Below are 23314 nucleotides of genomic sequence, written 5' to 3'. Positions count from 1 at the left end.
GGGAAACTGTGACTGTTCGACCCTAGGTGCTCGCCCGGGCGGTTGTATCCGTCATTGGGTGGATATCCGGGACGGTTCAGGGTGGACCCTGAGTCGTCCCAAGGAACGATCCGGGGTTCACCCGCGTTCGGTACGGTGAACGCAGTCCTTGCGTGCTGCCGAGCCGTCCAGGAGGACGACGTGCCCAATCCCGTCTTCGACAACAGTCCCGTGTTCTCGGACCCTGCCGACCGGCGGGCCCGCACCAACGCGCAGCCCGGGGGGTCGACGGCCACCGCCGGCCAGGGCAACGCGCGCACGCTCGACGTCGCGCAGCTCGACGAGATGTACGCCCTGCCGTCCGCCGGCCCGCGCGAGACCGGCCGGATGACGTACGACGACGTGATCATCCGCACCGGCGGCCTGCTGGCCCTGCTCGTGGCGAGCGCCGCGGTGACCTGGGGCGTCGCTCCCGGCCTGTGGGTGGTCGGCGCGATCGTCGGGCTCGTGCTCGGGCTCGTCAACGCGTTCAAGCGCAAGCCGAGCCCCCTGCTCATCACGCTGTACGCGCTCGCGCAGGGCGTGTTCCTCGGCGGCCTGAGCAAGTTCTACGAGGACTGGCACGACGGCATCGTCGGGCAGGCCGTGCTGGCGACGGCCGCGGTGTTCGCGACGTCGCTGATCCTGTTCCGCTCCGGCAAGGTCCGCGTGACCCCGAAGTTCACACGCATGGTGCTGCTCGGCCTCGTCGGCTACCTGGTGTTCTCGCTGCTCAACGTCGTCCTCATGCTGTTCGGAGTGGGCGGCGGCCAGTTCGGGCCGATGCGCAGCGGCTGGCTGGGCGTGGCCGTCGGCCTGGTCGCCGTGGCGCTCGCGGCCGCGAGCCTCGTCATCGACTTCGACTCGATCAAGCGCGGCGTCGAGCAGGGCATCCCGTCGCAGTACGCCTGGTACGCGGCGTTCGGCCTCGTGGTCACGCTGGTCTGGCTGTACCTCGAGCTGCTGCGGCTGCTGGCGATCTTCCGGCAGTGATCCGCAGGCCCTGATCTGCGCACGCCGAGCGCGCGCCTCGGCGGGTCATCCGTGGCCCGCCGGGGCAGACTCGGCACGTGAAGTACGCACACCACATCTCGGAGCTCGTCGGCGGCACCCCGCTCGTCCAGCTCACGTCCGTGACCGCAGACCTGACGGCGACGATCCTCGCCAAGGTCGAGTACATGAACCCCGGCGGGTCCGTGAAGGACCGCATCGCCCTCAAGATGGTCGAGGCGGCCGAGGCCAGCGGTGCGCTGCGGCCCGGCGGCACGATCGTCGAGCCGACCAGCGGGAACACCGGCGTCGGCCTCGCGCTCGTCGCGCAGCGCAAGGGGTACCGCTGCGTGTTCGTCTGCCCCGACAAGGTCAGCCAGGACAAGCGCGACGTCCTGCGCGCGTACGGCGCCGAGGTCGTCGTGACGCCGACGGCGGTCCCGCCCGACCACCCCGACTCGTACTACTCGGTCTCCGACCGGCTGGTGCTGGAGATCGAGGGCGCCTGGAAGCCGAACCAGTACGCCAACCCGAACGGCCCGGCGAGCCACTACGAGTCCACCGGGCCGGAGATCTGGGCCGACACCGACGGGCTGGTCACGCACCTCGTCGCGGGCGTCGGCACCGGGGGCACGATCACCGGGACGGGGCGCTTCCTCAAGGACGCGTCGGCGGACCGCGAGTCCGGACCCGTGGTCGTCATCGGGGCGGACCCCGCGGGGTCGGTGTACTCCGGCGGCGACGGGCGCCCCTACCTCGTCGAGGGGGTCGGCGAGGACTTCTGGCCGGCCGCGTACGACCCGACGGTCCCCGACGAGGTCATCGCCGTCTCGGACGCCGACTCGTTCGCGATGACCCGCCGCCTCGCCCGCGAGGAGGGGCTGCTCGTCGGCGGCTCCTGCGGCATGGCCGTCGAGGCGACGCTCCGGTACGCCCGCCGCCTGCAGGACCGCGACCCCGAGGCCGCCGCGCGCGCCGTGATCGTGGTGATCCTGCCCGACAGCGGTCGCGGCTACCTGTCGAAGATCTTCAACGACTCGTGGATGCGCTCGTACGGCTTCCTCGCGGCCGACGAGGGGGCGACCGTCGCGGACGTGCTCAAGACGAAGACGGGGACGCTGCCCGACCTCGTGCACACCCACCCGAACGAGACCGTGCGCGACGCCATCGAGATCCTGCACGAGTACGGCGTCTCGCAGATGCCCGTCGTCGGGGCGGAGCCGCCCGTGAAGATCGGCGAGGTCGCCGGTGCGGTGTCCGAGCGGGCGCTGCTGGACGCGGTGTTCGCGGGCGACGCGTCCCTGTCCGACAGGGTCGACCGGCACATGTCCCCGCCGCTGCCGCTCATCGGGATCGGCGAGGCCGTGCAGGCCGCCCGCGCCGCGCTGCAGCAGGCCGACGCGCTCATGGTCGTCGACGACGGCGCGCCCGTCGGCGTGCTCACGCGGCACGACCTGCTCGGTTTCCTCGCCCGCTAGTGAGCCGTTCGTCAGCCCGTCGACCTGCCGGGTAGCCTCCCGGCAGACGGCCCGCGGCCGTCCCACGACCGACGTCCGAGGGAGCACGATGGCCCTGTTCGACCTGCCCCTGCCCGAGCTCGAGCGCTACCTGCCGGAGCTCGACGAGCCCGCGGACTTCGACGCGTTCTGGACCACGACGCTCGTCGAGGCCCGCGCGCACGACCTCGCGCTCACGGCGGTCCCGGTCGACACGGGCCTGCGGCTGGTCGACACGGAGGACGTGACGTTCGCGGGGTTCGGCGGGCACCCGATCAAGGCGTGGGTGACGCGCCCGGCGGGCAGCGCGGGGACGCGCGAGCTGCTGCCGGCGGTCGTCGAGCTCCTCGGGTACGGCGGTGGGCGCGGGTTCCCGCACGAGCGTCTCGCGTGGGCCGCCGCGGGCTACGTGCACCTCGTCATGGACACGCGTGGGCAGGGGGCGACGTGGGGGAGCGGCGGCCACACGGCCGACCCCGCCGGCACCGGGCCCGCGTTCCCGGGCGTGATGACCCGCGGCATCGAGGACCCCGCCGACCACTACTACCGCCGGCTCATCACCGACGCCGTGCGTGCCGTGGACGCGGTGCGGGCGCTGCCGGGGGTCGACCCCGACCGGGTCGCCGTGACCGGGATCAGCCAGGGCGGAGGGCTCGCGCTCGCGGTGGGCGGCCTGGCCGACGGCCTCGTCGCGGTCATGCCGGACGTGCCGTTCATGTGCCACTACCGCCGGGCCGTCGACATCAGCGACGCCAAGCCGCACGGTGAGCTCGTCGACTACCTCGCCGTGCACCGTGGGCGCGAGGCCATGGTGTTCCGGACCATGTCGTACCTCGACGGCGTGCACTTCGCCCGCCGTGCGAGCGCCCCCGCGCTGTTCTCCGTCGCGCTGCGGGACGTCACGTGCCCGCCGTCGACCGTGTTCGCGGCGTACAACCACTACGCCGGACTGGCCGGCGAGCGGCCCGCGACCGAGATCGAGGTGTACGCCTACAACAACCACGAAGGCGGCCAGGCGTACCAGGTGGACCGTCAGATCCGGTGGCTGGGTGCGCTGCTCGGCGGCCGGGGGGCACCCGTGCCGGCGGTCGGCGCGGCGGTCGGCGCGGAGGTCGCCGCAGAGGTCTGAGCGCAGACGTGCGGGAGGCCGGCGCCTGGATGTGGCGCCGGCCTCCCGGTGGTCGCACGTGCGGCGGGTTGTCCGCCGGACGGGTCAGACCGCGGCTGCTGCGAGCGGCCGCTCCGCGCCTGCCGTGGTCGCGGCGGTGGCGGGGGTGCCGGCCGAGCGGATCGCCCAGCCGATGAAGGCGATCGTGACGCCGAGACCCATCGCGAGGAACGCGACACCGAACGCGATCACCGAGGTGAACAGCGAGGCGCGCAGGAACGAGCCGTTCATCACGACGGTGCGCAGCGCGGTCAGCTTGGCGTAGTCCGCGTCCTTGGCGAGCTCCTCCTTGGAGGCGTCCGGGTTCGCGGCCTCGATCTCGTGGAGCTCGGTGCCGATCTCGGCGTACGTCTTGTCACCCGTCGCGGTCAGCGCGTGGTGGTTGATGATGTCGGCCTGCGCGAACGCCTCCCACGGCGTGTCGACGAGCTGGCCGCCGAAGTGGGCCGCGTCGGGCGACACGGTGATGTCCTCGGCCTTGAGGTGGCTCGACACCGCCCCCCAGGTGACGGCGCCGGCGACGAGGAACACGCCGCCGAGGATCATGACGATGAGGCCGTACAGGCGGGTGTGCGAGGCGGGGCGGGCGATGCTGGTGCTCATGTCTTGTGGACTCCTTCGAGTACCCCCGGTGTCCGGGCCTCTCCAGGCCCGATGAGCCGATCGGGCTCATGCGGAGATACTTGCGCGGCGTCATCTCCCGGGTGCAGGACCCAAGTCCCGGGTGCGGGTGATGTGAAGACGCAGGTCAGCGAGGGGGGCATCCGGGCGCGCGGAGGAGGGCGCGCCCGAACCGGGGGGTCGGACGCGCCCTCCTCGTCACCGGGGACGCATCCCCACGTCCCGGCGACGGGCCCCCTGCCACCTCGGCCGGCCGCACCCGCCGGACCCCGAGGCCTTGACGGTCATCCGACCGCACGCAACCGGGGACGGCCTGGGACCTAGGTCACGACGACGCGTCGCAGGCCGCCCACCAGGCCCTCGACGAGGAAGTCGAAGCTCTCGTCGACGTCGTCGGGCATGCCGAAGCCGCCGTCGAGCTCGAGGACCACGAAACCGTGCACGGCGGCCCGCACGGCGCGCACGGCGTCGATGCGCCGTTCGGGCGGGACGCCGAGCGCCGCGACGGCCGCGGCCAGGTGCTCGACGACCGCGGCGCCCGCCGCGCGGACGGCGTCGGCGTCCGGGTCGTGCACCCACAGGCTGCCCTGGACCGCCTGGTAGCGGCCGGGTGAGCGGCGGGCGAGGTCGCGCACCGCGTGGGCCATCGCGCGCAGGGTGCCGTCGTCGGCGCGCTCGTCGTGCTCGTCGGCGCCGTGCTCGGCGTCCACGGCCGCGAGGGCGTCCCGGAGCTGCTCGACGCAGACCAGGGCGACCTCGCGGCGCAGGGCGGGCAGCCCGGCGACGTGCTTGTAGAGGCTGGGCACCGCGACGCCGGCGCGGGCGGCGACGGCGGCGAGGGTGAGGTCGGCGAAGCCGGTGGGCCCGCCGTCGTCGACCACCGCGAGCGCGATCGTGACGACGGCGGACCGGTCGAGACCCGCCCTAGGCACGGGTGGCCGCGCGGACCTGGAAGCGGCCGTCGGCGTCCCGGGGGAGGCCGGCGAGGAACGCCAGGGTGCCGGGGACGACGACCTCGGGGGCCTGGTTCTGCGGGTAGTGCCCGACCTCCGGGATGAGCGTGACGTCGGCGTCGATCGCGCCGCGGAGCCAGGCGGCCTCGGCGGCGGGGTCCTTGAAGTCGGGGTCGACGGCGCCGACGAACGCGACGGCGGGGGCGGTGACCTGCGGCACGCGGGCCTCGACGGGGGCGTGCGTGAGCTGGACGGTGAGGTGCCGGAACGAGCGCAGGTGGGCGGGGTCGTGCATGGCGGCCCGCAGGTCGGCGACGTGCTCGTCGAGCCAGGGCGCCTTGCGGCCTCGGTTCAGGTACCCGCGGTAGTAGGACGCCCAGATCGCGGCGCCCCAGGGCCGGGAGAACAGGACCCGCATGAGGCCGTGCATGGTCGCGGTGACGAACCCGGGGACCGACGGATCGCGCAGGAACGGGCCGGTGAGCACGAGTCCGGCGACGAGGTCAGGCCGCTCGGCCGCGGCCCACGCGACGGCCCCGGCGCCCATCGAGTTGCCGCCGAGCACGGCCGGCCCGCCGAGGTGCTCGACGAGCGCGATCGCGTCCTGGCCGGTGACGACGTCGCCGTGGGTGCGGAAGGTGGTGTCCGAGTCGCCGTGGCCGCGCAGGTCCATGACGGCGACGCGGTGACCGGCCTCGACGAGCGGGCCGACGAGCTCGCGCCAGGTGCTGCGCAGGTCGCCCATGCCCGGGACCAGGACGACGAGCGGGGCGTGCGCCGGGCCGTCGACCGTGTACGCGATCCGGCCCTCGGGCCGCTGCAGGTGGTGCACCGTGGTGGTCATGACTGCAAAGCTAATGCCATTAGCCAAGCGGGTCAACAGGTTCGCGTCGGCGGCTGTTGGCAAGATGGTCCGGCACTGTCATCCATCGAAGGAGTACGTCATGTCCGCAGCGCTTCCCGAGGCGTCCGGCTCGTTCGGCGAGAAGCCCACGCTGACCTTCCCCGACGCGCAGGCACCCGCCGAGCTCGAGGTCGTCGTCCTGTCCCGCGGCGACGGCGCGCTCGTCGAGGCCGGCGACGACATCGAGGTGCACTACCTCGGCCAGACGTGGGGCGGCCACGTGTTCGACAACTCCTACGACCGCCGCGAGTCCATCAGCTTCCCGATCGGCGTCGGCGCCGTCATCGGCGGCTGGGACGAGGGCCTCGTCGGCCAGCAGGTCGGCTCCCGCGTGCTCCTGTCGATCCCGTCGCACCTGGGCTACGGCGACCGCGGTGCCCCGCAGGCCGGCATCCGCGGCGGCGACACCCTCGTGTTCGTCGTGGACATCGTCAACACCAGCAACTGACGCCAGGCACGGGCGGGACCCGGGGGAGCAGGTGCCCCGGGTCCCGCCCGTCCCTCGTCCCACCGCCGTTCCCACCGGCCACGGCCGCCCGTATCCTCGGCCCGTGCCGTCGGACGCGGATCTCACGATCGGGGAGTTCGCCCGCAGGTCAGGGCTCTCGCTCAAGGCCCTGCGGCTGTACGACGCGCGCGGGATCCTGCCGCCCGAGCGAGTCGACCCCGGCAACGGGTACCGGTACTACGGCGCCGGCCAGCTCGACCGGGCACGGACGATCGCCCTGCTGCGCCGGCTCGACATGCCGCTCGCGCTCGTCGGCGAGCTCCTCGACGGTCCGGAGGACCGGCTCGCCGGCACGGTCCGCACCTGGTGGGCCGACCGGCGGCGCGAGCTCGACGACCGCGGGCCCGCCGTCGACCTGGTCGTTCGGACCCTGGCGACCGCCGCCGACGCGCCGAGCAGGGCCGGGACGACGGCGGTGACCGGGTTCACCGGCGCCGACGTCGTCGTCGAGCGGGCCCCCGCCCGGCGCGTCGCCACCCTCCGTCGCCACGTGAGCCAGCCCGAGCTCGTGGCGTCCTTCACGGCCGACGTGCTCACGCTGCGCCGCCACCTCGCGGACGCCGGGGCGTCGACGGGCGCCGAGTTCTGGGTCCTGTTCCACGGTGCGGTCGGCCCCGACGGGGACGGACCCGTCGAGACGTGCGTGCCGTACGAGGGCCACGCGGACCCCGCCGGACCGGTCGTGCTGCGCGAGGAGCCTGCGCACCTGCTCGCGTCGGTGCCCGTGACGGCGCAGGACTGCCGCTACCCGCAGATCATCGGCGCGTACCTCGCGCTCGAGGGCTGGTTCGCCGACCACCGGCTCGACGGTGCCGGACCGGTGCGCGAGCTCTACCCCGTGCCGTGGTCGGACGAGGGCGTCGTCGCCCACGTCGCCCAGCCCCTGCCTGACGGCGCGGACCTCATCCCTTGACCCTGCCCCAGGGGCAGACCGGACCCTGACGACATGCCGCACATCGACGCGTACGCCCAGCACAGCCCCTACTCCGACCCCGGCCCCCACGGCGCGCTGCTCAAGGAGGTCGAGCCGACACCGCCCGCGCTCCACCAGGCCGCCTGCGCGACGATCGTCCACTACCGCGGCCAGGCGTCCGAGCTGGCCGCCGGGCAGGACGCCGACATCGACCTGCGCTGGCTGTCACACGTGCTCGACGTCGCGACGGCGCGCGTCCCCGGGTCGCTCACCGCGGACCGTCCGGTGCACGACCGGGTCGCGGGCTGCTGCCGGGACCACTCGCTGTTCGCCGTGGCCGTGCTGCGCGAGCACGGGATCCCGGCGCGCACGCGGGTCGGGTTCGCGGGGTACTTCGAGGGCGGCTTCCACCACGACCACGTGGTCGCCGAGCTGTGGGACGGCGACCGGTGGGTGCGGTTCGACCCCGAGCTGGACCCGGTGAACGGACCGGTGGGCGGCCCGCAGCCGTGGGGCTTCGACATCGACGACATGCCCACCGGACCGGGGGCACCGTTCCAGACCGCCGCCGAGGTGTGGCAGCAGGTCCGCGCGGGGACCGTCGACCCGAGCGTGTACGGCGTCGACGCGTCGATGCCGGAGCTGTGCGGCGCCGAGTTCGTGCGCGGGTACGTCGTCGAGGAGCTCGCGCACCGGCAGCGCGAGGAGCTCCTGCTGTGGGACGTGTGGGGCGACACCGTGCCGCGTGACCTGGCCGACGGGCTCCCGCCCGAGGAGGAGGTCGACGCTCTCGTCGACGAGGTCGCCGACCTGCTCGTGCGTGCCGACGCGGGGGACCGGGACGCCGAGGCGGCCCTCGACGCGCTGTACGGGACGAGCCCGCGCCTCAACCCGAGCGCGGGCGTCCTCACGCTGTCGCCGACCGGCCGCGTGGGGGACACCGACCTGGCCGCCCGCTCGACGCGCTGGCGCCCCTGACCCAGGCTCAGTCGCGCAGCACGTGCCGGTCGAGGAAGCCGTTCCGGAACACCCCGTCGGGGTCGACGCGCGCGACGAGCGCCCGGAAGTCGTCCCACCGCGGGTACAGCCGGCGCAGGTCCCGGTCGACGTCGGCGAACAGCTTCCCCCAGTGCGGCCGCGCGTCGAACGGGGCGAGCGCCGCCTCGATCGTCGGAAGCAGCGCCTCGACCTCGGGCTGGCGGGGGAGCCACGTGAAGTGCAGGCCGACGACGTCCTCGCCGTACGCGCTCGACAGCCACAGCTCGTCGGCGGCGACCGTGCGGACCTCGCTGACCTGCAGCAACGGCGCGATCCGGTCGCCGAGGTCCCGGAGGGCGGCGAACGCGCCGACGGCGTGCCGGCGCGGCACGAGGTACTCGGACTGCAGCTCGTCGCCGTTGCTCGGCGTGAACGCGAGCTTGAAGTGCGGCCACCGCTCGTGCCACGGACCCGGGACGCCGCCCTGCTGCGTGGCGTTCACGGGGTCGATGCCGGGCAGCATGTGCCGCTGGGAGGCGGCGGCCGTCCCTCCGAACAGGTCGGTGCGAGGCGCGTACGACGAGGTCACGCGGGTCTTGCGCCACACCTGACGCAGCGTTGGCTCGGCCCAGTCGGTGAACACGCTCACCGAGTCGGCGCTCGCGGTGAGCTCGTCGTAGTGGTGCAGGACCGCGTCCCACGGCACCTCGTCGTGCACCTCTTGCGCGACGTCGTACGTGGGCTCCACGTCGAGCGTCACGCGCGCCGCGACCCCGAGCGCTCCCAGCGCGACGACGGACCCCGCGAAGTCGTCGTCCCCGCGCGCGACCTGCCGGAGCTCGCCGCCGGGGCCGACGTACGTGAGCGCCGCGACCGCCGCCGCGAGGTTCGTCGACCGGTCCCCGGAGCCGTGCGTCGCCGTCGCGACCGCACCCGCGACGCTGATGTGCGGGAGCGACGCCAGGTTGTGCACCGCCCAGCCCGCGGCGTGCAGGTGCTCGGCGAGCGCGCCGTACCGGACCCCGCCGCCGACCGTGACCGTCCGGGCCGCGGTGTCGAGCACCACGTCCGGCGCGATCTCGTCGAGCAGGACGAGCGCCTCGGGCCCGTCGCCGAGGTCGTTGAAGCAGTGCCGGGTGCCGAGCGCGCGCACGTGGCGGGCGTCCGCGACGACCTGCCGCAGCTCGTCGACGGAGCGTGGTCGGTGGACCGTCTGCGCGCCGTACGCGTAGTTGCCCGCCCAGGTCGTCAGCGTCATGGGTCGTCCTCCTCGTTCCTGCCCGTCGTCGGACCGCCCTGCCAACGTACGTCAGCCCGCTGACCTGGACCTCGGTCCTGCCCTGCGTGGACAGTCGTGGACCGGCGGACACTCTTGTCATTACCGTTTCTGACAGGCCGCTACGCGGTCGCACAAGCCACTACCGGAGGCAGCAGGGAACGGGTCACGGGGGCCCCGGCCTGCTGCACGGCGGGCGGGTGGTCGACGAGGGGCGCGTCGGCCACCCGCCCGACGAACTCCGGCCGGCTCCGTCACGGGAGCCGGCCGGAACGTCGTGCACCGGATCGACCCTACGGACCGCAGTCGTCGCAGTGGACGTCGTCGGGTGCCTCGCCCGCGACCAGGGAACGCACCCAGTCGACGAGCCGTACGCCGTCGACCTCGACCTGGTAGAACTTCGCCGGCTCGAAGATCTGGTGGTCCGCGCCCGGTGCCGTGAAGCTGTGCAGCGTCACCCCGGCGGCCTCGATCGAGGACTCGTTCGCGTCGATCACGTCGAGCAGGTCGGGCGGGTCCCCGTCCATCCACCGCGTCACCTCGGACGCCGCCTGCGGGTCGTACGCGAAGTCGAAGCGAGCCAGCACGAGGTCGGGGTCGTGCCGTCCGGCCTGCGACCAGAACCGAGGAGGGCCCCACTCCTGGGCCGAGAGCCCGGCGACGGCCCAGTCGGGCACCGCGTCGTGGGCGCCCCATCGCCCGGCGAGGACGTCGGCGTCGAGCTCGGGGTCGTCCGGCCACGCACCGGACTGGCCGCCGAGCACCGTGACCTGCGCATCGGGCAGCCGGTCGGCGACGAGGCCGCCGTAGATCGGCGCAGCGACCGAGCCGGCCGTCTTGCCGACGACGACGACCTGCGTGGCGTCCGGATACTGCCCCACGAGGTGGTCGAGCGCCGCCGTCCCGTTGACGTAGCCGCGATGCTCCACCGTCAGCCCTGACCCGTACACCTGGGTGGCGTCACCCAGGTGCGCGTCGCCGGTGCACGAGCTCACGTAGAGGAACGAGTAGTCGCGGAACGGGTTGTCGGCCCGGGTGATGTCGAACATCCCGCTCCGGTTCTCCGGCTCCGTGCCCTGGATGCTCCAGTCGTAGAAGTCGTTCTCGCCGCGCTCGCCGGTGAACGCGCACATCGCGGCGTCCCAGCAGACCCCGCCGCCGTTCAGGAACAGCACGACCTTGGTCGGGTCGGCCCGCCACTCCCGGAACGCAAACTCGCTGCCGTCGGCGCAGTGGCAGTCGCCCCCGGGGACGACACGGGTCCACTCGAGCTGCACCGGGTGGCTGCAGCCGGTGAGCAGGGCGATCGTCGCGGCGAGCACGACGAGGGCGAGGCGGGGTGTCGTCGCACGGCGGCGGGTCGTGGCGGGCGGCAAGGTCGGCATGGGTGCCACGCTGCGCGCTGCCGTGCCCGCCGCACACCCGTCCGAGGTCATGCGCCAGAACCTGACCTCCGTCGGGTGTGGGGCAGCGACGCCCGGAAATAGGGTGGTGCGCGTATGAGGACTCCCGTGGCGGCCCGGTGGGCCGTCGTGCGCAGACCGAGCGTCCGCGACGCCGGTCTCGGCCTCCTGCTGCTCGCCGGCACGGTGGCGGTCGGTGGCGGTCCGGCGACGACCGGCGGCTCGCCGGAGACGGTCTGGCCGTGGGCCCGGTGGGTCCTGGCGGGGATCTGCGCCGCGGCCGTGGCCGTGCGCCGCCGCCTGCCGGTCCCCGCCCTCGTCGCCGCGGCGCTCGCCACCCTGGTGCCGATGGCGGTGGGCGCCGGCCCGGTCCCGACCGACCTGGCGGTGCCGATCGTCCTGGGCACGATCGCCGCCCGGCGCCCGCCCCGGGTCTCGCTCACGGCGCTCGGCGCGACGCTGGCCGTGGTGGCGGCGTGGTCGTCCGTCGTGGCGCTCGACGGCCGGGCCGACGGCCGGCACTTCACGGGCCCGTTCGCCACGGGCGGGCAGGTGCACGGTCAGGACGGCGCCGCGCCCGGTCCGACGGCGTGGGGCGGGCTCCCCGTCCTCGGGCTGCTGCTGGTCCTGGCGTGGACGATCGGGTGGGGTGTCCGGAGCCGACGCGCGTACCTCGGCGAGATCAGGGCGAGGGCGGCGCACGACCTGGAGCGTGAGCGCGAGCAGCAGGCGGCGCTCGCGGTCGCCGCCGAACGGGCGCGGCTCACCCGCGAGGTGCACGACGTGGTGGCGCACGGCCTCGCCGTGATCGTGATGCAGGCGCAGGGCGGAGCGGCGGCGTTCGCCAGGCGGCCGGCCGACACCCTCGCGGCGCTCGACACCATCGTGGCGACCGGCCGCGGCTCGCTCGCCGACATCCGCCACGTGCTGTCCGTGTCCGGGCAGGACGACGACGCGACGGCACCCGTGCCGGGCATCGCGCAGCTGCCCCGGCTGGCCGAGCAGGTCAGGCAGGCGGGCACACCGGTCGAGCTGCAGGTGACCGGGGTTCCTCGCACGCTGCCGACCAGCATCGACGCCTCGTCGTACCGGATCGTCCAGGAGGCGTTGACCAACGTGATGAAGCACGCCGGACCGGGGGCTCACGCCGAGGTGGTGGTGTCCTACGAGGGCGACGGGCTGACGATCGACGCCCGCGACGACGGCGCGGGTCCGGCGCCGTCGGACGGGACCGGCGGTCACGGGCTGCGCGGCATGCGGGAACGCGTCGCGCTCCTCGGGGGCGAGCTGACCGCCGGACCGGGGCCCGCGGGCGGCTACCTCGTCCACGCCCGCCTCCCGCTCGACCCGGACGGGCGGCCATGATCCGCGTCCTGCTGGCCGACGACCAGGCCCTGATCCGTGCCGGCCTCCGGATGATCGTCGAGAACGCCGACGACATGGAGGTCGTCGGGGAGGCCTCCGACGGCGCCGAGGCGACGGCGCTCGCGGCCGCGGCGAGCCCCGACGTGATCCTGATGGACGTCCGGATGCCCGGTGTCGACGGGCTGGAGGCGACCCGTCGCATCCGCGACGGCCGCCCGGACGGGCCGCGCGTCCTGGTCCTCACGACGTTCGACCTCGACGAGTACGTCTACTCGGCGCTGCGCGGCGGGGCGAGCGGGTTCCTGCTGAAGGACACGCTCGCCACCGACCTGCTGTCCGCGATCCGGGTGGTGGCGCGGGGAGACGCCGTCGTCGCGCCCGCGGTCACCCGCAGGCTCGTCGAGCGCCACGTCGGCACGTCCGGCCCGCTGCCCCGGACCGAGGCGGACCTGCGTGCTCTCACGGAGCGCGAACGGGAGGTGCTCGAGCTGGTCGCCCGGGGCCTGTCCAACGCGGAGATCGCCGGACGCCTCTTCCTCACCGAAGGGACCGTCAAGGGTCACGTCAGCCGCATCCTGGCCAAGCTCGACCTGCGGGACCGGGTGCAGGCCGTGATCTTCTCCTACGAGTGCGGCCTGGTCCGCGCCGGCGCCTGACGGGCGGTCAGCACGACGCCGCCGTCGCGGGGGCGCGAGGTGCGCTGCTCCGCGACGGCGGCGTCGGGTCGGTCAGGCGCCCGTCGGGCGGGGGCACGAGACTCCCGTGCCGCCCAGGCCGCAGTACCCGTTCGGGTTCTTGTCGAGGTACTGCTGGTGGTAGCCCTCGGCGTAGTAGAACGTGCCGGCCTCGGACGCGGGCCGGATCTCGGTGGTGATCGCGCCGAAGCCCGAGCGGGTCAGCCGCGGCTGGTACTCGTCGCGGGTGCGCTTGGCCGCGTCGGCCTGCTCCGGCGTGGTCGTGTAGACCGCGGACCGGTACTGCGTGCCGCGGTCGTTGCCCTGGCGGAAGCCCTGCGTGGGGTCGTGCGACTCCCAGAACTTCCGGAGCACGTCCTCGTCGGAGATCACGCTCGGGTCGTAGGCCACGAGGACGGCCTCGGTGTGCCCGGTCAGGCCGGTGCAGGTCTCCTCGTACGTGGGGTACGGCGTGTAGCCGCCCTGGTAGCCGACGGCCGTGGTGACGACGCCGGGGGTCTGCCAGAAGGCGCGCTCGGCGCCCCAGAAGCAGCCCATCGCGACGTACAGCACCCGGGTGCGGTCCGGCCAGGGTCCGTGCAGCGGGGTCCCCAGGACGGTGTGCGTCGTGGGCACCGCGTAGGCGTAGTCCTCGCGACCGGCGAGCGCACGCTCGGGCTCGACCATGGTGGAGGAAAGTGCGGATCCGAACAGCCAGTTCATGGTGCGGGGTCCTTTCCCGGGAGGCCTCGGGGCGGCTGGGTCGCCGCCTGATCCTTCCCGGCGTGTGCAACCGTCCTACACCTGCCGGTGTTCCCGGCACCGCCTAGCCTGAGGGCGTGACCACCGACCCCCTCGCAGCCGGGTACGACTGGAGCTCCGCAGGATTCTCGACCCGCGCCATCCATGCAGGTCAGGAAGCCGACGCGACGACCGGAGCCGTCGTGCCGCCCATCTACCAGGTGTCCACCTACAAGCAGGACGGCGTCGGTGGCCTGCGCGGCGGGTACGAGTACTCCCGCTCCGCGAACCCGACCCGCACGGCCCTCGAGGAGGCGCTCGCCGCGGCGGAGGGCGGTGCCGCGGGCTTCGCGTTCGCGTCGGGCCTCGCCGCCGAGGACACGCTGCTGCGCGCGGTCCTGCGGCCCGGCGACCACGTCGTCGTGCCGGACGACGCCTACGGCGGGACGTACCGGCTGGTGGCGCGCGTGTTCGGGCCGTGGGGGATCGAACACACACCCGCCCACCTGTCCGACCCCGGCGCGGTGCTCGCCGCGATCCAGCCGGGCCGGACGAAGGTCGTGTGGGTCGAGACGCCGACGAACCCGCTGCTCGGCATCGCCGACATCGCCGAGCTCGCGGCGCACGCCCGGTCCGCGGGGGCGCTGCTCGTCGTCGACAACACGTTCGCGACGCCGTACCTGCAGAACCCGATCGCGCTCGGCGCGGACGTCGTCGTGCACTCGACGACGAAGTACGTCGGCGGGCACTCCGACGTGGTCGGCGGCGCGCTGGTCGTCGCCGACGGCGCGCAGCTGCCCGTCGGGCTGGAAGGCCCCACGGGGACCACGAACGTCGCGGACGCGGTGCGGTTCCACCAGAACGCGTCCGGTGCGGTCGCCGGGCCGTTCGACGCGTGGCTCACGCTGCGCGGGCTGCGCACGCTCGCCGTCCGGATGGACCGGCACGTCGCGAACGCGACGCGGGTCGCGCAGTTCCTCGTCGAGCACGACGCCGTCACCCACGTCATCTACCCGGGACTGGAGCAGCACCCGGGGCACGAGGTCGCCGCCCGCCAGATGCGCGGGTTCGGCGGGATGGTGTCGTTCCGGACGGGGAGCGAGGCCTCCGCGCTGGCCGTGTGCGGCGCGACGCAGGTGTTCACGCTCGCGGAGTCGCTCGGCGGCGTCGAGTCGCTCATCGAGCACCCGCACCGGATGACGCACGGCTCCGTCGCCGGGACCGCGCTCGAGGTGCCCGACGACCTCGTGCGGATCTCGGTCGGCATCGAGGACGTCGACGACCTGCTCGCCGACCTGGACCAGGCCCTCGCCGCCGGACGGACCGCGTGAGCGGGCCCGTCGTCGCGTCGGAGGCGCCCGAGCCGACCGAGACCGACCCCGCTCGTCCCGTCCCGCAGTCCGTCCGCACCGCCGCGTCGTGGTCGTGGCGTCTGCTGCTCATCGGGGCCGCCCTCGCGGTGCTCCTGTGGCTGCTGTCGGCGCTCAAGGTCGTCGTCGTGCCGGTCGCCGTCGCGCTGCTCGTCACCGTCCTGCTCACGCCCGTCGTGCACTGGCTCCACGTCAGGGCCCGGCTGCCGCGCGTCGTCGCGTGCATGGTCGCGCTGCTCGGGCTCGTCCTGCTCGTCGGGGGCCTGCTGACGCTCGCGGGCCGCTCGATCGTCAAGGGCATCGGCGAGATCTGGGACCAGGCCGCCGAGGGCATCGACAAGGTCACCGACTGGCTCTCCACCGGTCCCCTCGGGCTGTCCAGCGCGGACCTCACGGCCCTCACGGACCGGCTGCGTGACGCCACGGGCGGCGGTGGCAGCTCCGAGCTCGTGTCCGGGGCACTGCACGCGACCACGACGGTCGGCCACGTGCTCGCCGGCACCCTCATCGCGCTGTTCTGCACGTTCTTCTTCCTGCTCGACGGCCGGACCATCTGGGCCTGGGTCGTCGGGCTGCTGCCCCGCGGCTCGCGCGAGCACGTGCACCAGGCGGGGCGGCGCGGCGTGGTGACTCTCGGCGCCTACACGCGGACGCAGATCCTCGTGGCCGCGGTGGACGCGATCGGCATCGGGCTCGGCGCCGCGATCCTGCAGGTGCCGCTCGCGCTGCCCCTGGCGATCCTCGTGTTCCTCGGCTCGTTCGTGCCGATCGTGGGCGCCGTGGTGACCGGGTCGATCGCGATCCTGGTCGCCCTCGTCGCACAGGGCCCCGGTGCCGCGCTCATCATGCTGGCGGTCGTCGTGGCCGTGCAGCAGATCGAAGGGCACGTGCTGCAGCCGTTCCTCATGGGCCACGCGGTGTCGCTCCACCCCGTCGCCGTGCTGCTCGCGGTCGCCGCGGGGTCGTTCACGGCCGGCATCATCGGCGCCCTGTTCGCGGTGCCCATCGCGGCGGTGCTCAACACGATGGTTCTCTACCTGCACGGGCACGACAAGTTCCCGCAGCTCGGGCGCGACGACCACGTGCCCGTCCGCGGGCGGGGGCACCCGGTGCTCGACCGGGCCATCGCCCAGGTCGTCGAGCGGGAGTCCGAACGGCAGGCGGAGGCCGACGAGCAGCACCCCGACGACCACGGGACCGGTGCCGTCGGGTCGCCCGAGCGGGACAACCGGTGATCGGGCTCGCCGAGGTCCAGGCGGCCGCCCGGCTGCTCGAGGGCGTCGCCGACCGCACACCCGTGCACGTCAGCCGAGCCCTGTCCCAGCTCGTCGGGGGCGACGTGTGGCTCAAGTGCGAGAACCTGCAGCGCGCCGGGTCGTTCAAGCTGCGCGGCGCGTACGTGCGGATGTCACGACTGTCCGAGGAGGAACGCGCCCGGGGTGTCGTCGCGGCGAGCGCCGGCAACCACGCGCAGGGCGTCGCGCTCGCGGCCCGCATGCTCGGCCTCGACGCCGTCGTGTTCATGCCCGTCGACGCGGCGCTGCCGAAGATCGCCGCGACCCGCGACTACGGCGCGCACGTCGAGCTCGCGGGGCGCAGCGTCGACGAGGCGCTCGTGCACGCGCGCGAGCACGCCGAGCGCACCGGCGCCGTGCTCATCCACCCGTTCGACCACGTCGACGTCGTCGCGGGCCAGGGCACCCTCGGCCTCGAGATCCTTGAGCAGGTGCCGGACGTCGCGACCGTGCTCGTGCCGGTGGGCGGGGGCGGTCTCGCGGCCGGTGTGGTCGCGGCGCTCGCGGAGGCCCGGCCGGACGTGCGGGTCGTCGGCGTGCAGGCCGCCGGTGCGGCCGCCTACCCGGCGTCGCTCGCGGCGCACCGCCCCCTGCGCGCCCCCGAGCTGCGGACGATGGCCGACGGCATCGCGGTCGGCATCCCCGGCACCGTGCCGTTCGAGGTGCTCGACACCCGGCACATCGACGTCCGGACGGTGTCCGAGGAGGACATCTCGCGGGCGCTCCTGCTCGTCGCGGAGCGCGCCAAGCTGCTCGTCGAGCCTGCCGGGGCGGTCTCCGTCGCCGCGCTGATGGCGGCTCCCCGGGACTTCGAGGGGCCGGTCGTCGCGATCCTGTCCGGCGGGAACGTCGACCCGCAGCTGCTCCTGCGGGTGGTGCGGCACGGGCTCGCGTCCGCCGGGCGGTTCCTGCAGATCCGGGTCCGGATCGACGACGCCCCCGGGTCGCTCGCCGCGCTGCTGCAGCACCTCGCGTCGTCGGGCGGCAACGTCATGGACGTGTCGCACGTGCGCACGGGCGGTGATCTCGCGCTCGACGAGGTGGGCGTCGAGGTGCAGGTGGAGACGAAGGGACCCGACCACTGCGCCCAGGTCCTGCAGCACCTGCGGGCGGAGGGGTACCGGCTCCAGGAGGGGTGAGGCGCGCCCGCTGCGACGAGCCCGGACGACGAACGCGGTGCCGCCCTCGTCGGTCGGGGGCGGCACCGCGTCCGGTGAGGCTCAGGTCAGGCGTCGAAGGGCTTGGCCGCGACGACCTGGACCGGGATCTCGCGCCCGTTCGGGGCCGTGTACGCGGTGGAGTCGCCCACCGACTTGCCGAGGATCGCCGCACCGAGCGGCGACGTCGGGGAGAACACCTCGATGTCCGCGCCCCCGGCGATCTCGCGCGAGCCGAGCAGGAACACCATCTCGTCGCCCGCGACGACGGCGGTGACGACCATGCCGGGCTCGACGATGCCGTCGTCCGGCGGGGTGCCGATCTGCACGTTGCGCAGCTTCGCCTCGAGCTCGCGGATGCGGGCCTCCTGCTTCGCCTGCTCCTCGCGAGCGGCGTGGTAGCCGCCGTTCTCCTTGAGGTCGCCTTCGTCGCGCGCAGCCGCGATGCGCTGCGCGATCTCCGTGCGGCCCTCACCCTTGAGGCGCTCGAGCTCCGTGCTGAGCCGGTCGTAGGCCTCCTGCGTGAGCCAGGTGGCCGCAGTCGTGTCGGTCACGATCGCTCCCTTCCGTGCGTGGGTGCCGGACGTCGCCGGCAGGTCGGCCCCGGGGTGGCGCCACAGCGCGACGCGGGCGTTCGAGAGCGTCTTGCGGGGGTGCTCGCCGTGCCTTCTCGGTCGCGTCGACCTGTGGTCACGCCGGACCGGGGCGGCGTGTGAAACGACCAGGATAGCAACCGGGGCGCTCGCGGGTGGGCCGGACGGGTGACGCCCTGCGGCCGACCTGCGCGATCGGCGCCCGCCTCGCGGGTCCGGGCCCGCGCAGGCCCCGGCTGTGACCGGCCCTCAGTAGCCGTCGACCGCGGGTGCCCCGGACGGCACGACCGGGTCGCACGACGCGACCGTGCCGCTGACCGCCAGCTCGGCGGTCGGCACGGTGACCGTGACCCGCTGCGTGCCGGTGTCGGCGGGGCCGACCTCGACGGTCCGGACGCCGACCTCGGCGAACGACTGCGACAGCGCCTGCACGCGGCACGCGACGGTGTCGCCCTTCGGCTTGGTGACCTCGAACGTCACGTCCGTGGAGGTCGCGCCGTCCACGTGGTACCCGACGTCCTTCCACGTCACCCGCTCGTCGGTGACGCCGATCGCGACCCACACGAGCAGCGCGGCCGCGACGAGCCCCAGGACGCCCCAGCCGACCCACCGGCGCGCACCGGTGCGCACGGTCGGCTCGGGGCCGTAGCGGCCGGCCGGTGGCTGGGGTGCGGGTGCGGTGGTCACAGGTCTCCTCGGAGCGGTGCGCGAGCACCTCGGGGCGTGCGCGATCATTGTCTCTCGTCCCACCGCTGGTCCGGACCGTCGGGTCCGTGCGCGGGTGGGCACCCGACGGGAGGGCGCGAAGGTGACCGAGGAGCGGCTGCGACTGATGGCGGTGCACGCCCACCCCGACGACGAGTCGAGCAAGGGTGCCGCGACGACCGCGATGTACGCCGCCGACGGCGTCGACGTGCTCGTCGTGACGTGCACGGGCGGCGAGCGCGGCGACGTGCTCAACCCGCAGTACGGCACGGTCGAGGGCGGCCTGGAGGGCATGCGGGCGGTGCGCCGTCGGGAGATGGCCGCGGCCGCCGACGCGCTCGGCGTGCGGCAGCATTGGCTCGGCTTCGTCGACTCGGGCCTCCCCGAGGGGGACCCGCTGCCGCCGCTGCCGGACGGCTGCTTCGCGCTCGTGCCGCTCGAGGACGCGACCGCCCCGCTCGTCGAGGTGATCCGGGACTTCAAGCCGCACGTCATCACCACGTACGACCCGTCGGGCGGGTACCCGCACCCCGACCACGTGATGTGCCACCGGGTGTCCGCCGAGGCCTTCGAGGCCGCGGGCGACCCCGAGCGCTACGCCGACCGGGGCGAGCCGTGGGCGCCGCTCAAGCTGTACTACAACCACGGGTTCTCGCTCGCCCGGATGCGGGCGGTGCACGACGCGCTCGTCGCAGCGGGCCGGGAGTCGCCGTTCGGCGACTGGATCGACTCGCGGGAGGCCCGCGAGGTCCCCGAGCGGGAGGTCACGACGCACATCCCGTGCAGCGCGTTCTTCCCCGCACGCGACGCGGCGCTGCGGGCGCACGCCACGCAGATCGACCCCGACGGCTTCTTCTTCGCGGTCCCGCGCGAGGTCGAGCTCGCGCAGTGGCCCACCGAGGAGTACGAGCTGGCGACGTCGCGCGTGCCCGTGACGCTGCCGGAGAGCGACCTGTTCGCCGGGATCCGCGCGCAGGACGAGGCCCGATGAGCCGGCTGCTGGCGGCGGGCCTCGCGTTCGTCGAGCCGAGCCCGTCGCCCTCGGGCGTGGAGATCACCGACGCCGCCAAGGGCTCGCCGGGGTTCATCGGCTTCGTCGTGACGTTCCTGCTCGCGCTCGCGGCGGTCGGGCTGTTCCTGTCGCTGACCAAGCAGCTGCGGGTCGTGGACCGTCGCGCCAAGCAGCTCGGGCTCGACGACGACGACGCGCCGCACCAGGACCGCGGCGTCATCGACGCCGGTCCGGCCGGTCCGGACGTCGAGGTCGACGCCGACGTCGAGACGACGTTGCGCGACTACCGGCCGCAGGACCCGGAGGACGGGCCGCAGGACGGGCCGCAGGACGGCGGCGCCCGGTGAGCCGTCCCGAGCCGCCGCTGCGACCGGCCGTCCGGATCACCGTCGGGCAGGTCTCCGTGAGCGACGACCGGGCGGCCAACCGCCAGCTCGTCGCGGAGGCGTTCGCCGTGGCGGCGCAGCGCCGGTCGGACCTGCTCGTGCTGCCCGAGTACGCGTCCGCCTTCGACAAGCACGGTGTCGGGAAGGCCTACGCCGAGCCGCTGGGCGGCCCGTTCGTCTCGCTCCTGCGGGAGCGGGCGGCCGCGACGGGCGTCGCCGTGATCGCCGGGACGGTGCTGCCCGGGGCCGGCGACCTGGCCGTGAACGCGGTGGTCGCGGTCGACGGGTCGGGCGAGCTCGTCGGGGTGTACCGCAAGGTCCACCTGTACGACGCGTTCGGCCACCGCGAGTCGGACCGCCTGGAGGCCGGCCCTGCCGACGCCCCGCCGCTCGTGATGGACGTCGCCGGGGTCCGGTTCGGGGTGCTGACCTGCTACGACCTGCGGTTCCCGGAGTCGGCGCGGCGCGTGGTCGACGCGGGCGCCGACGCGCTCGTCGTGCCGGCCGCGTGGGCCGACGGCGAGCTCAAGGCCATGCACTGGCGGACGCTCGCGATCGCCCGCGCGATCGAGAACACGTCCGCGGTGGTCGCGGTCGGGCAGGCCGGTGACGGCGTGGTCGGTCGCTCCGTCGTCGTCGGGCCGGACGGCGTCGTGGGGCTGGAGCTGGACGAGCAGCCGGGCCTGCGGACCGTCGACCTGGACGCCGAGGCGCTCGCGGCCGTGCGGGACCGGAACCCGTCGCTGGCGAACCGGCGGTACCGGGTCGTGCCGAAGGACTGACGTCCGTCGAGACCGTCCGACGTGGTCGGCGCCGTCAGGCGTAGCGGTACGACGCGATCGACACCGCGATGTAGTGGCACGCGAACGCGAGCACCGTGAGCGCGTGGAACACCTCGTGGAACCCGAACCAGCGGGGGCTGGGGTTGGGTCGCTTGAGCCCGTAGACGACGGCGCCGAGCGTGTACGCGAGCCCGCCCGCGGCGACGAGCCAGATGATCTCGGGACCGCTGCCCCGGTAGAACGCCGGCATGAACCACACGGCGACCCAGCCGAGCGCCAGGTAGACGGGCACGTAGACCCAGCGGGGCGCACCCAGCCAGAAGACCCGGGAGAGCAGACCGAGCAGCGCGCCGGACCAGACGACGATCAGCAGGACCTTCGCCGTCTTCTCGGGCAGCAGGAGCACGGCCAGCGGCGTGTAGGTGCCGGCGATGATCAGGAAGATGTTGGTGTGGTCGAGCCGGCGCAGGATGCCGCTGACCCGCGGCGACCAGCGGCCGCGGTGGTAGATCGCGCTCGTGCCGAACAGCATGACCGCGCTCAGGCCGAACACGGCGGTCGACCACTTCGCGGCGGGCGTGGGGGAGAGCACGACGAGCACGATCGACGCCGCCAGGACCAGGGGGGCGACGCCCGCGTGGATCCAGCCGCGCAGGCGGGGCTTGACGGACTCGGCCACCTGCTCGACGGCGCGGGAGACGCTCACGGTGACATCCTCGCGCAGCGACGGGGGTCCGGACGACGACCCGGGGCGGGGCGCGGAGGTGGCACTCACAGAGGGGCTCGTCTCGTCGGAGGGTCGTAACTTACGAGACCGTAGGTTACGGCACCGTAACCTCACGTGTCGACCGCCCCGGTGCGCCGTCGTCCGGCGGGGCGCGGGCACGGCGGGCAGGAGGGGGACGGAGCCGCCGACCCGGCCACGACGGGACGCGGCGGCCGGTACGGTGAACCTGGTCCCGACCCCCTCCGGGGCCCCGCCCCGACGAACCCCAGGAGCGCTGCGTGCGTCTGCCCCACCCGCTCTACGGGCTGTACGAGCGCCGGCTGGCGGCCTCGCTCCCGGCGGACCGGGTGCCCCGTCACGTCGGGGTCATCCTCGACGGCAACCGCCGGTGGGCCCGCAGCATCGGCGAGTCCACCGCGACCGGCCACCAGCGCGGCGCCGACAAGATCGCCGACCTGCTCGAGTGGAGCGAGGACATCGGCGTCGAGGTCGTCACGCTGTGGATGCTCTCCACCGACAACCTCGAGCGTGCCCCCGAGGAGCTCGACCCGCTGCTCGCGATCATCGAGTCCGCCGTCCGCGACCTCGCCGCGACCCGACGGTGGCGCCTGCAGCCGATGGGGGCGCTCGAGCTGCTCCCCGCGCACACCTCGGACGCCCTGCGCGCCGCGCAGGAGGCCACCCAGGACGTCGCGGGGCTGCACGTCAACGTCGCCGTCGGCTACGGCGGGCGCCGCGAGATCGCCGACGCGGTCCGCTCGTTCCTGCGCGAGCACGCCGAGGCCGGCACCGACCTGGACGAGCTCGCCGAGCAGTTCGACATGGAGCACATCGCCGAGCGGCTCTACACCAAGGGCCAGCCCGACCCCGACCTCGTCATCCGCACCTCCGGCGAGCAGCGGCTCGGCGGGTTCCTGCTCTGGCAGAGCGCGCACTCGGAGTTCTACTTCTGCGAGGCGTACTGGCCCGACTTCCGGCGGGTCGACTTCCTGCGGGCGTGCCGGGCGTACGCGGCGCGCGAGCGGCGCCTCGGGCGCTGAGCGCGACCCGCCGACGACACGCCGAGCGCCCCGACGAACCCCGTCCCTCAGCCAGGTGAACGTCGTGTGACAAGTGCGCGTGTCGGCCCGGGCATGTCGGGGGTGCGAGTTACGTTCCGCCATAGAGGACGGCGACCGCCGTCCCGGGAGGCCAGCCCATGGAGCATCCGCTCCGGGAGGAGGGCCGGACCCGGCCCTCTCTCACCGGAGGGGCCGACCGCCCCCGTCCCGTCGCCGAT

The 23314-nt window shown here is 74.1% G+C and carries 24 protein-coding genes; 15 read left to right on the top strand and 9 right to left on the bottom strand.

Annotated elements, in window-relative coordinates; all coding sequences use genetic code 11:
- Nucleotides 1–180 precede the first annotated feature (180 nt).
- From Cch01nite_RS01865 to Cch01nite_RS01855, 3 genes are all read left to right on the top strand, one after another.
- A complete protein-coding gene (locus tag Cch01nite_RS01865) occupies nt 181–1011 on the top strand; it encodes a Bax inhibitor-1/YccA family protein (RefSeq protein WP_203747767.1) in 831 nt (276 codons plus the stop codon).
- 77 nt (nt 1012–1088) lie between these two features.
- Nucleotides 1089–2486 carry a cystathionine beta-synthase gene (locus Cch01nite_RS01860; protein WP_203747765.1) on the top strand — a complete coding sequence of 466 codons (1398 nt, stop codon included), beginning with the start codon at nt 1089–1091 and terminating at the stop codon, nt 2484–2486.
- Nucleotides 2487–2574: 88 nt separating this feature from the next.
- On the top strand, nt 2575–3633 hold the full coding sequence (locus tag Cch01nite_RS01855) for an acetylxylan esterase (protein ID WP_203747763.1): 1059 nt from the start codon (nt 2575–2577) through the stop codon (nt 3631–3633).
- An 84-nt stretch (nt 3634–3717) separates the two neighbouring features.
- Here Cch01nite_RS01855 and Cch01nite_RS01850 read toward each other — a convergent pair whose 3' ends face one another.
- The 3 genes from Cch01nite_RS01850 to Cch01nite_RS01840 form a co-directional block, all read right to left on the bottom strand.
- A complete protein-coding gene (locus tag Cch01nite_RS01850) occupies nt 3718–4275 on the bottom strand; it encodes an aromatic ring-opening dioxygenase LigA (protein WP_203747761.1) in 558 nt (185 codons plus the stop codon).
- A 338-nt stretch (nt 4276–4613) separates the two neighbouring features.
- On the bottom strand, nt 4614–5225 hold the full coding sequence (locus Cch01nite_RS01845) for a TetR-like C-terminal domain-containing protein (RefSeq protein WP_203747759.1): 612 nt from the start codon (nt 5223–5225) through the stop codon (nt 4614–4616).
- The gene (locus Cch01nite_RS01840; RefSeq protein WP_203747757.1) at nt 5218–6090 is read right to left on the bottom strand and encodes an alpha/beta fold hydrolase; all 873 of its coding nucleotides are present in this window, start codon (nt 6088–6090) and stop codon (nt 5218–5220) included. The genes Cch01nite_RS01845 and Cch01nite_RS01840 overlap by 8 nt, the downstream gene beginning before the upstream one ends.
- A 100-nt stretch (nt 6091–6190) precedes the next feature.
- Between Cch01nite_RS01840 and Cch01nite_RS01835 the strand changes: the two genes are divergently transcribed.
- From Cch01nite_RS01835 to Cch01nite_RS01825, 3 genes are all read left to right on the top strand, one after another.
- On the top strand, nt 6191–6598 hold the full coding sequence (locus Cch01nite_RS01835; RefSeq protein ID WP_203747755.1) for an FKBP-type peptidyl-prolyl cis-trans isomerase: 408 nt from the start codon (nt 6191–6193) through the stop codon (nt 6596–6598).
- Nucleotides 6599–6701: 103 nt separating this feature from the next.
- On the top strand, nt 6702–7571 hold the full coding sequence (locus Cch01nite_RS01830) for a MerR family transcriptional regulator (RefSeq protein ID WP_203747753.1): 870 nt from the start codon (nt 6702–6704) through the stop codon (nt 7569–7571).
- A 33-nt stretch (nt 7572–7604) separates the two neighbouring features.
- Nucleotides 7605–8549, top strand: a complete 945-nt coding sequence (locus Cch01nite_RS01825; protein WP_203747751.1) for a transglutaminase-like domain-containing protein — start codon at nt 7605–7607, stop codon at nt 8547–8549.
- A gap of 7 nt (nt 8550–8556) precedes the next feature.
- On the opposite strand, the gene Cch01nite_RS01820 is transcribed toward Cch01nite_RS01825, so the two are convergent.
- Both Cch01nite_RS01820 and Cch01nite_RS01815 read right to left on the bottom strand, forming a co-directional pair.
- Nucleotides 8557–9807 (bottom strand): D-arabinono-1,4-lactone oxidase, encoded by a 1251-nt coding sequence (locus Cch01nite_RS01820; protein WP_203747749.1) that lies wholly within the window; start codon nt 9805–9807, stop codon nt 8557–8559.
- A gap of 311 nt (nt 9808–10118) precedes the next feature.
- Nucleotides 10119–11210 (bottom strand): pectin acetylesterase-family hydrolase, encoded by a 1092-nt coding sequence (locus Cch01nite_RS01815; RefSeq protein ID WP_203747747.1) that lies wholly within the window; start codon nt 11208–11210, stop codon nt 10119–10121.
- A gap of 114 nt (nt 11211–11324) precedes the next feature.
- On the opposite strand from Cch01nite_RS01815, the gene Cch01nite_RS01810 reads away from it, so the two are divergent.
- Both Cch01nite_RS01810 and Cch01nite_RS01805 read left to right on the top strand, forming a co-directional pair.
- Nucleotides 11325–12593 carry a sensor histidine kinase gene (locus Cch01nite_RS01810; protein ID WP_203747745.1) on the top strand — a complete coding sequence of 423 codons (1269 nt, stop codon included), beginning with the start codon at nt 11325–11327 and terminating at the stop codon, nt 12591–12593.
- Nucleotides 12590–13249 carry a response regulator gene (locus Cch01nite_RS01805; RefSeq protein WP_203747743.1) on the top strand — a complete coding sequence of 220 codons (660 nt, stop codon included), beginning with the start codon at nt 12590–12592 and terminating at the stop codon, nt 13247–13249. The genes Cch01nite_RS01810 and Cch01nite_RS01805 overlap by 4 nt, the downstream gene beginning before the upstream one ends.
- Nucleotides 13250–13321: 72 nt before the next feature.
- Here Cch01nite_RS01805 and msrA read toward each other — a convergent pair whose 3' ends face one another.
- Nucleotides 13322–13990 carry a peptide-methionine (S)-S-oxide reductase MsrA gene (msrA, locus tag Cch01nite_RS01800; protein ID WP_203747741.1) on the bottom strand — a complete coding sequence of 223 codons (669 nt, stop codon included), beginning with the start codon at nt 13988–13990 and terminating at the stop codon, nt 13322–13324.
- A gap of 116 nt (nt 13991–14106) precedes the next feature.
- On the opposite strand from msrA, the gene Cch01nite_RS01795 reads away from it, so the two are divergent.
- Genes Cch01nite_RS01795 through ilvA form a run of 3 tightly spaced genes read left to right on the top strand, consistent with a single transcriptional unit; the run spans nt 14107 to nt 17812 of the window.
- Complete coding sequence (locus tag Cch01nite_RS01795) at nt 14107–15339, top strand: cystathionine gamma-synthase (RefSeq protein WP_203747739.1); 1233 nt, start codon at nt 14107–14109, stop codon at nt 15337–15339.
- Complete coding sequence (locus Cch01nite_RS01790) at nt 15336–16613, top strand: AI-2E family transporter (protein ID WP_203747737.1); 1278 nt, start codon at nt 15336–15338, stop codon at nt 16611–16613. The genes Cch01nite_RS01795 and Cch01nite_RS01790 overlap by 4 nt, the downstream gene beginning before the upstream one ends.
- Nucleotides 16610–17812, top strand: coding sequence for a threonine ammonia-lyase (ilvA, locus tag Cch01nite_RS01785; RefSeq protein WP_203747735.1), 1203 nt, complete (start codon nt 16610–16612; stop codon nt 17810–17812). The genes Cch01nite_RS01790 and ilvA overlap by 4 nt, the downstream gene beginning before the upstream one ends.
- Nucleotides 17813–17898: 86 nt before the next feature.
- Here ilvA and greA read toward each other — a convergent pair whose 3' ends face one another.
- Together greA and Cch01nite_RS01775 are read right to left on the bottom strand one after the other, a co-directional pair.
- On the bottom strand, nt 17899–18384 hold the full coding sequence (greA, locus tag Cch01nite_RS01780; RefSeq protein WP_203747733.1) for a transcription elongation factor GreA: 486 nt from the start codon (nt 18382–18384) through the stop codon (nt 17899–17901).
- 288 nt (nt 18385–18672) lie between these two features.
- Nucleotides 18673–19110, bottom strand: a complete 438-nt coding sequence (locus Cch01nite_RS01775; protein ID WP_239069725.1) for a DUF4307 domain-containing protein — start codon at nt 19108–19110, stop codon at nt 18673–18675.
- Between the two features lie 145 nt (nt 19111–19255).
- Between Cch01nite_RS01775 and mca the strand changes: the two genes are divergently transcribed.
- From mca to Cch01nite_RS01760, 3 genes are read left to right on the top strand one after another with little or no spacing between them, the layout of a single operon-like run.
- Nucleotides 19256–20119, top strand: a complete 864-nt coding sequence (mca, locus tag Cch01nite_RS01770; RefSeq protein ID WP_203748134.1) for a mycothiol conjugate amidase Mca — start codon at nt 19256–19258, stop codon at nt 20117–20119.
- Entirely contained in the window at nt 20116–20487 is a 372-nt protein-coding gene (locus Cch01nite_RS01765) for a hypothetical protein (protein WP_203747729.1), read from the top strand. Before mca ends, Cch01nite_RS01765 begins: the two co-directional genes overlap by 4 nt.
- Entirely contained in the window at nt 20484–21308 is an 825-nt protein-coding gene (locus Cch01nite_RS01760) for a nitrilase-related carbon-nitrogen hydrolase (RefSeq protein WP_203747727.1), read from the top strand. Before Cch01nite_RS01765 ends, Cch01nite_RS01760 begins: the two co-directional genes overlap by 4 nt.
- A 34-nt stretch (nt 21309–21342) precedes the next feature.
- Here Cch01nite_RS01760 and trhA read toward each other — a convergent pair whose 3' ends face one another.
- Complete coding sequence (gene trhA, locus Cch01nite_RS01755) at nt 21343–22083, bottom strand: PAQR family membrane homeostasis protein TrhA (protein WP_203747725.1); 741 nt, start codon at nt 22081–22083, stop codon at nt 21343–21345.
- Between the two features lie 230 nt (nt 22084–22313).
- Between trhA and Cch01nite_RS01750 the strand changes: the two genes are divergently transcribed.
- Complete coding sequence (locus Cch01nite_RS01750) at nt 22314–23075, top strand: isoprenyl transferase (protein WP_203747723.1); 762 nt, start codon at nt 22314–22316, stop codon at nt 23073–23075.
- The last annotated feature ends 239 nt before the right edge of the window (nt 23076–23314 follow it).

The organism is Cellulomonas chitinilytica (genome assembly GCF_016862675.1).
Lineage (GTDB): Bacteria > Actinomycetota > Actinomycetes > Actinomycetales > Cellulomonadaceae > Cellulomonas > Cellulomonas chitinilytica.
This window is presented reverse-complemented; position numbering and strand designations above follow the sequence as displayed.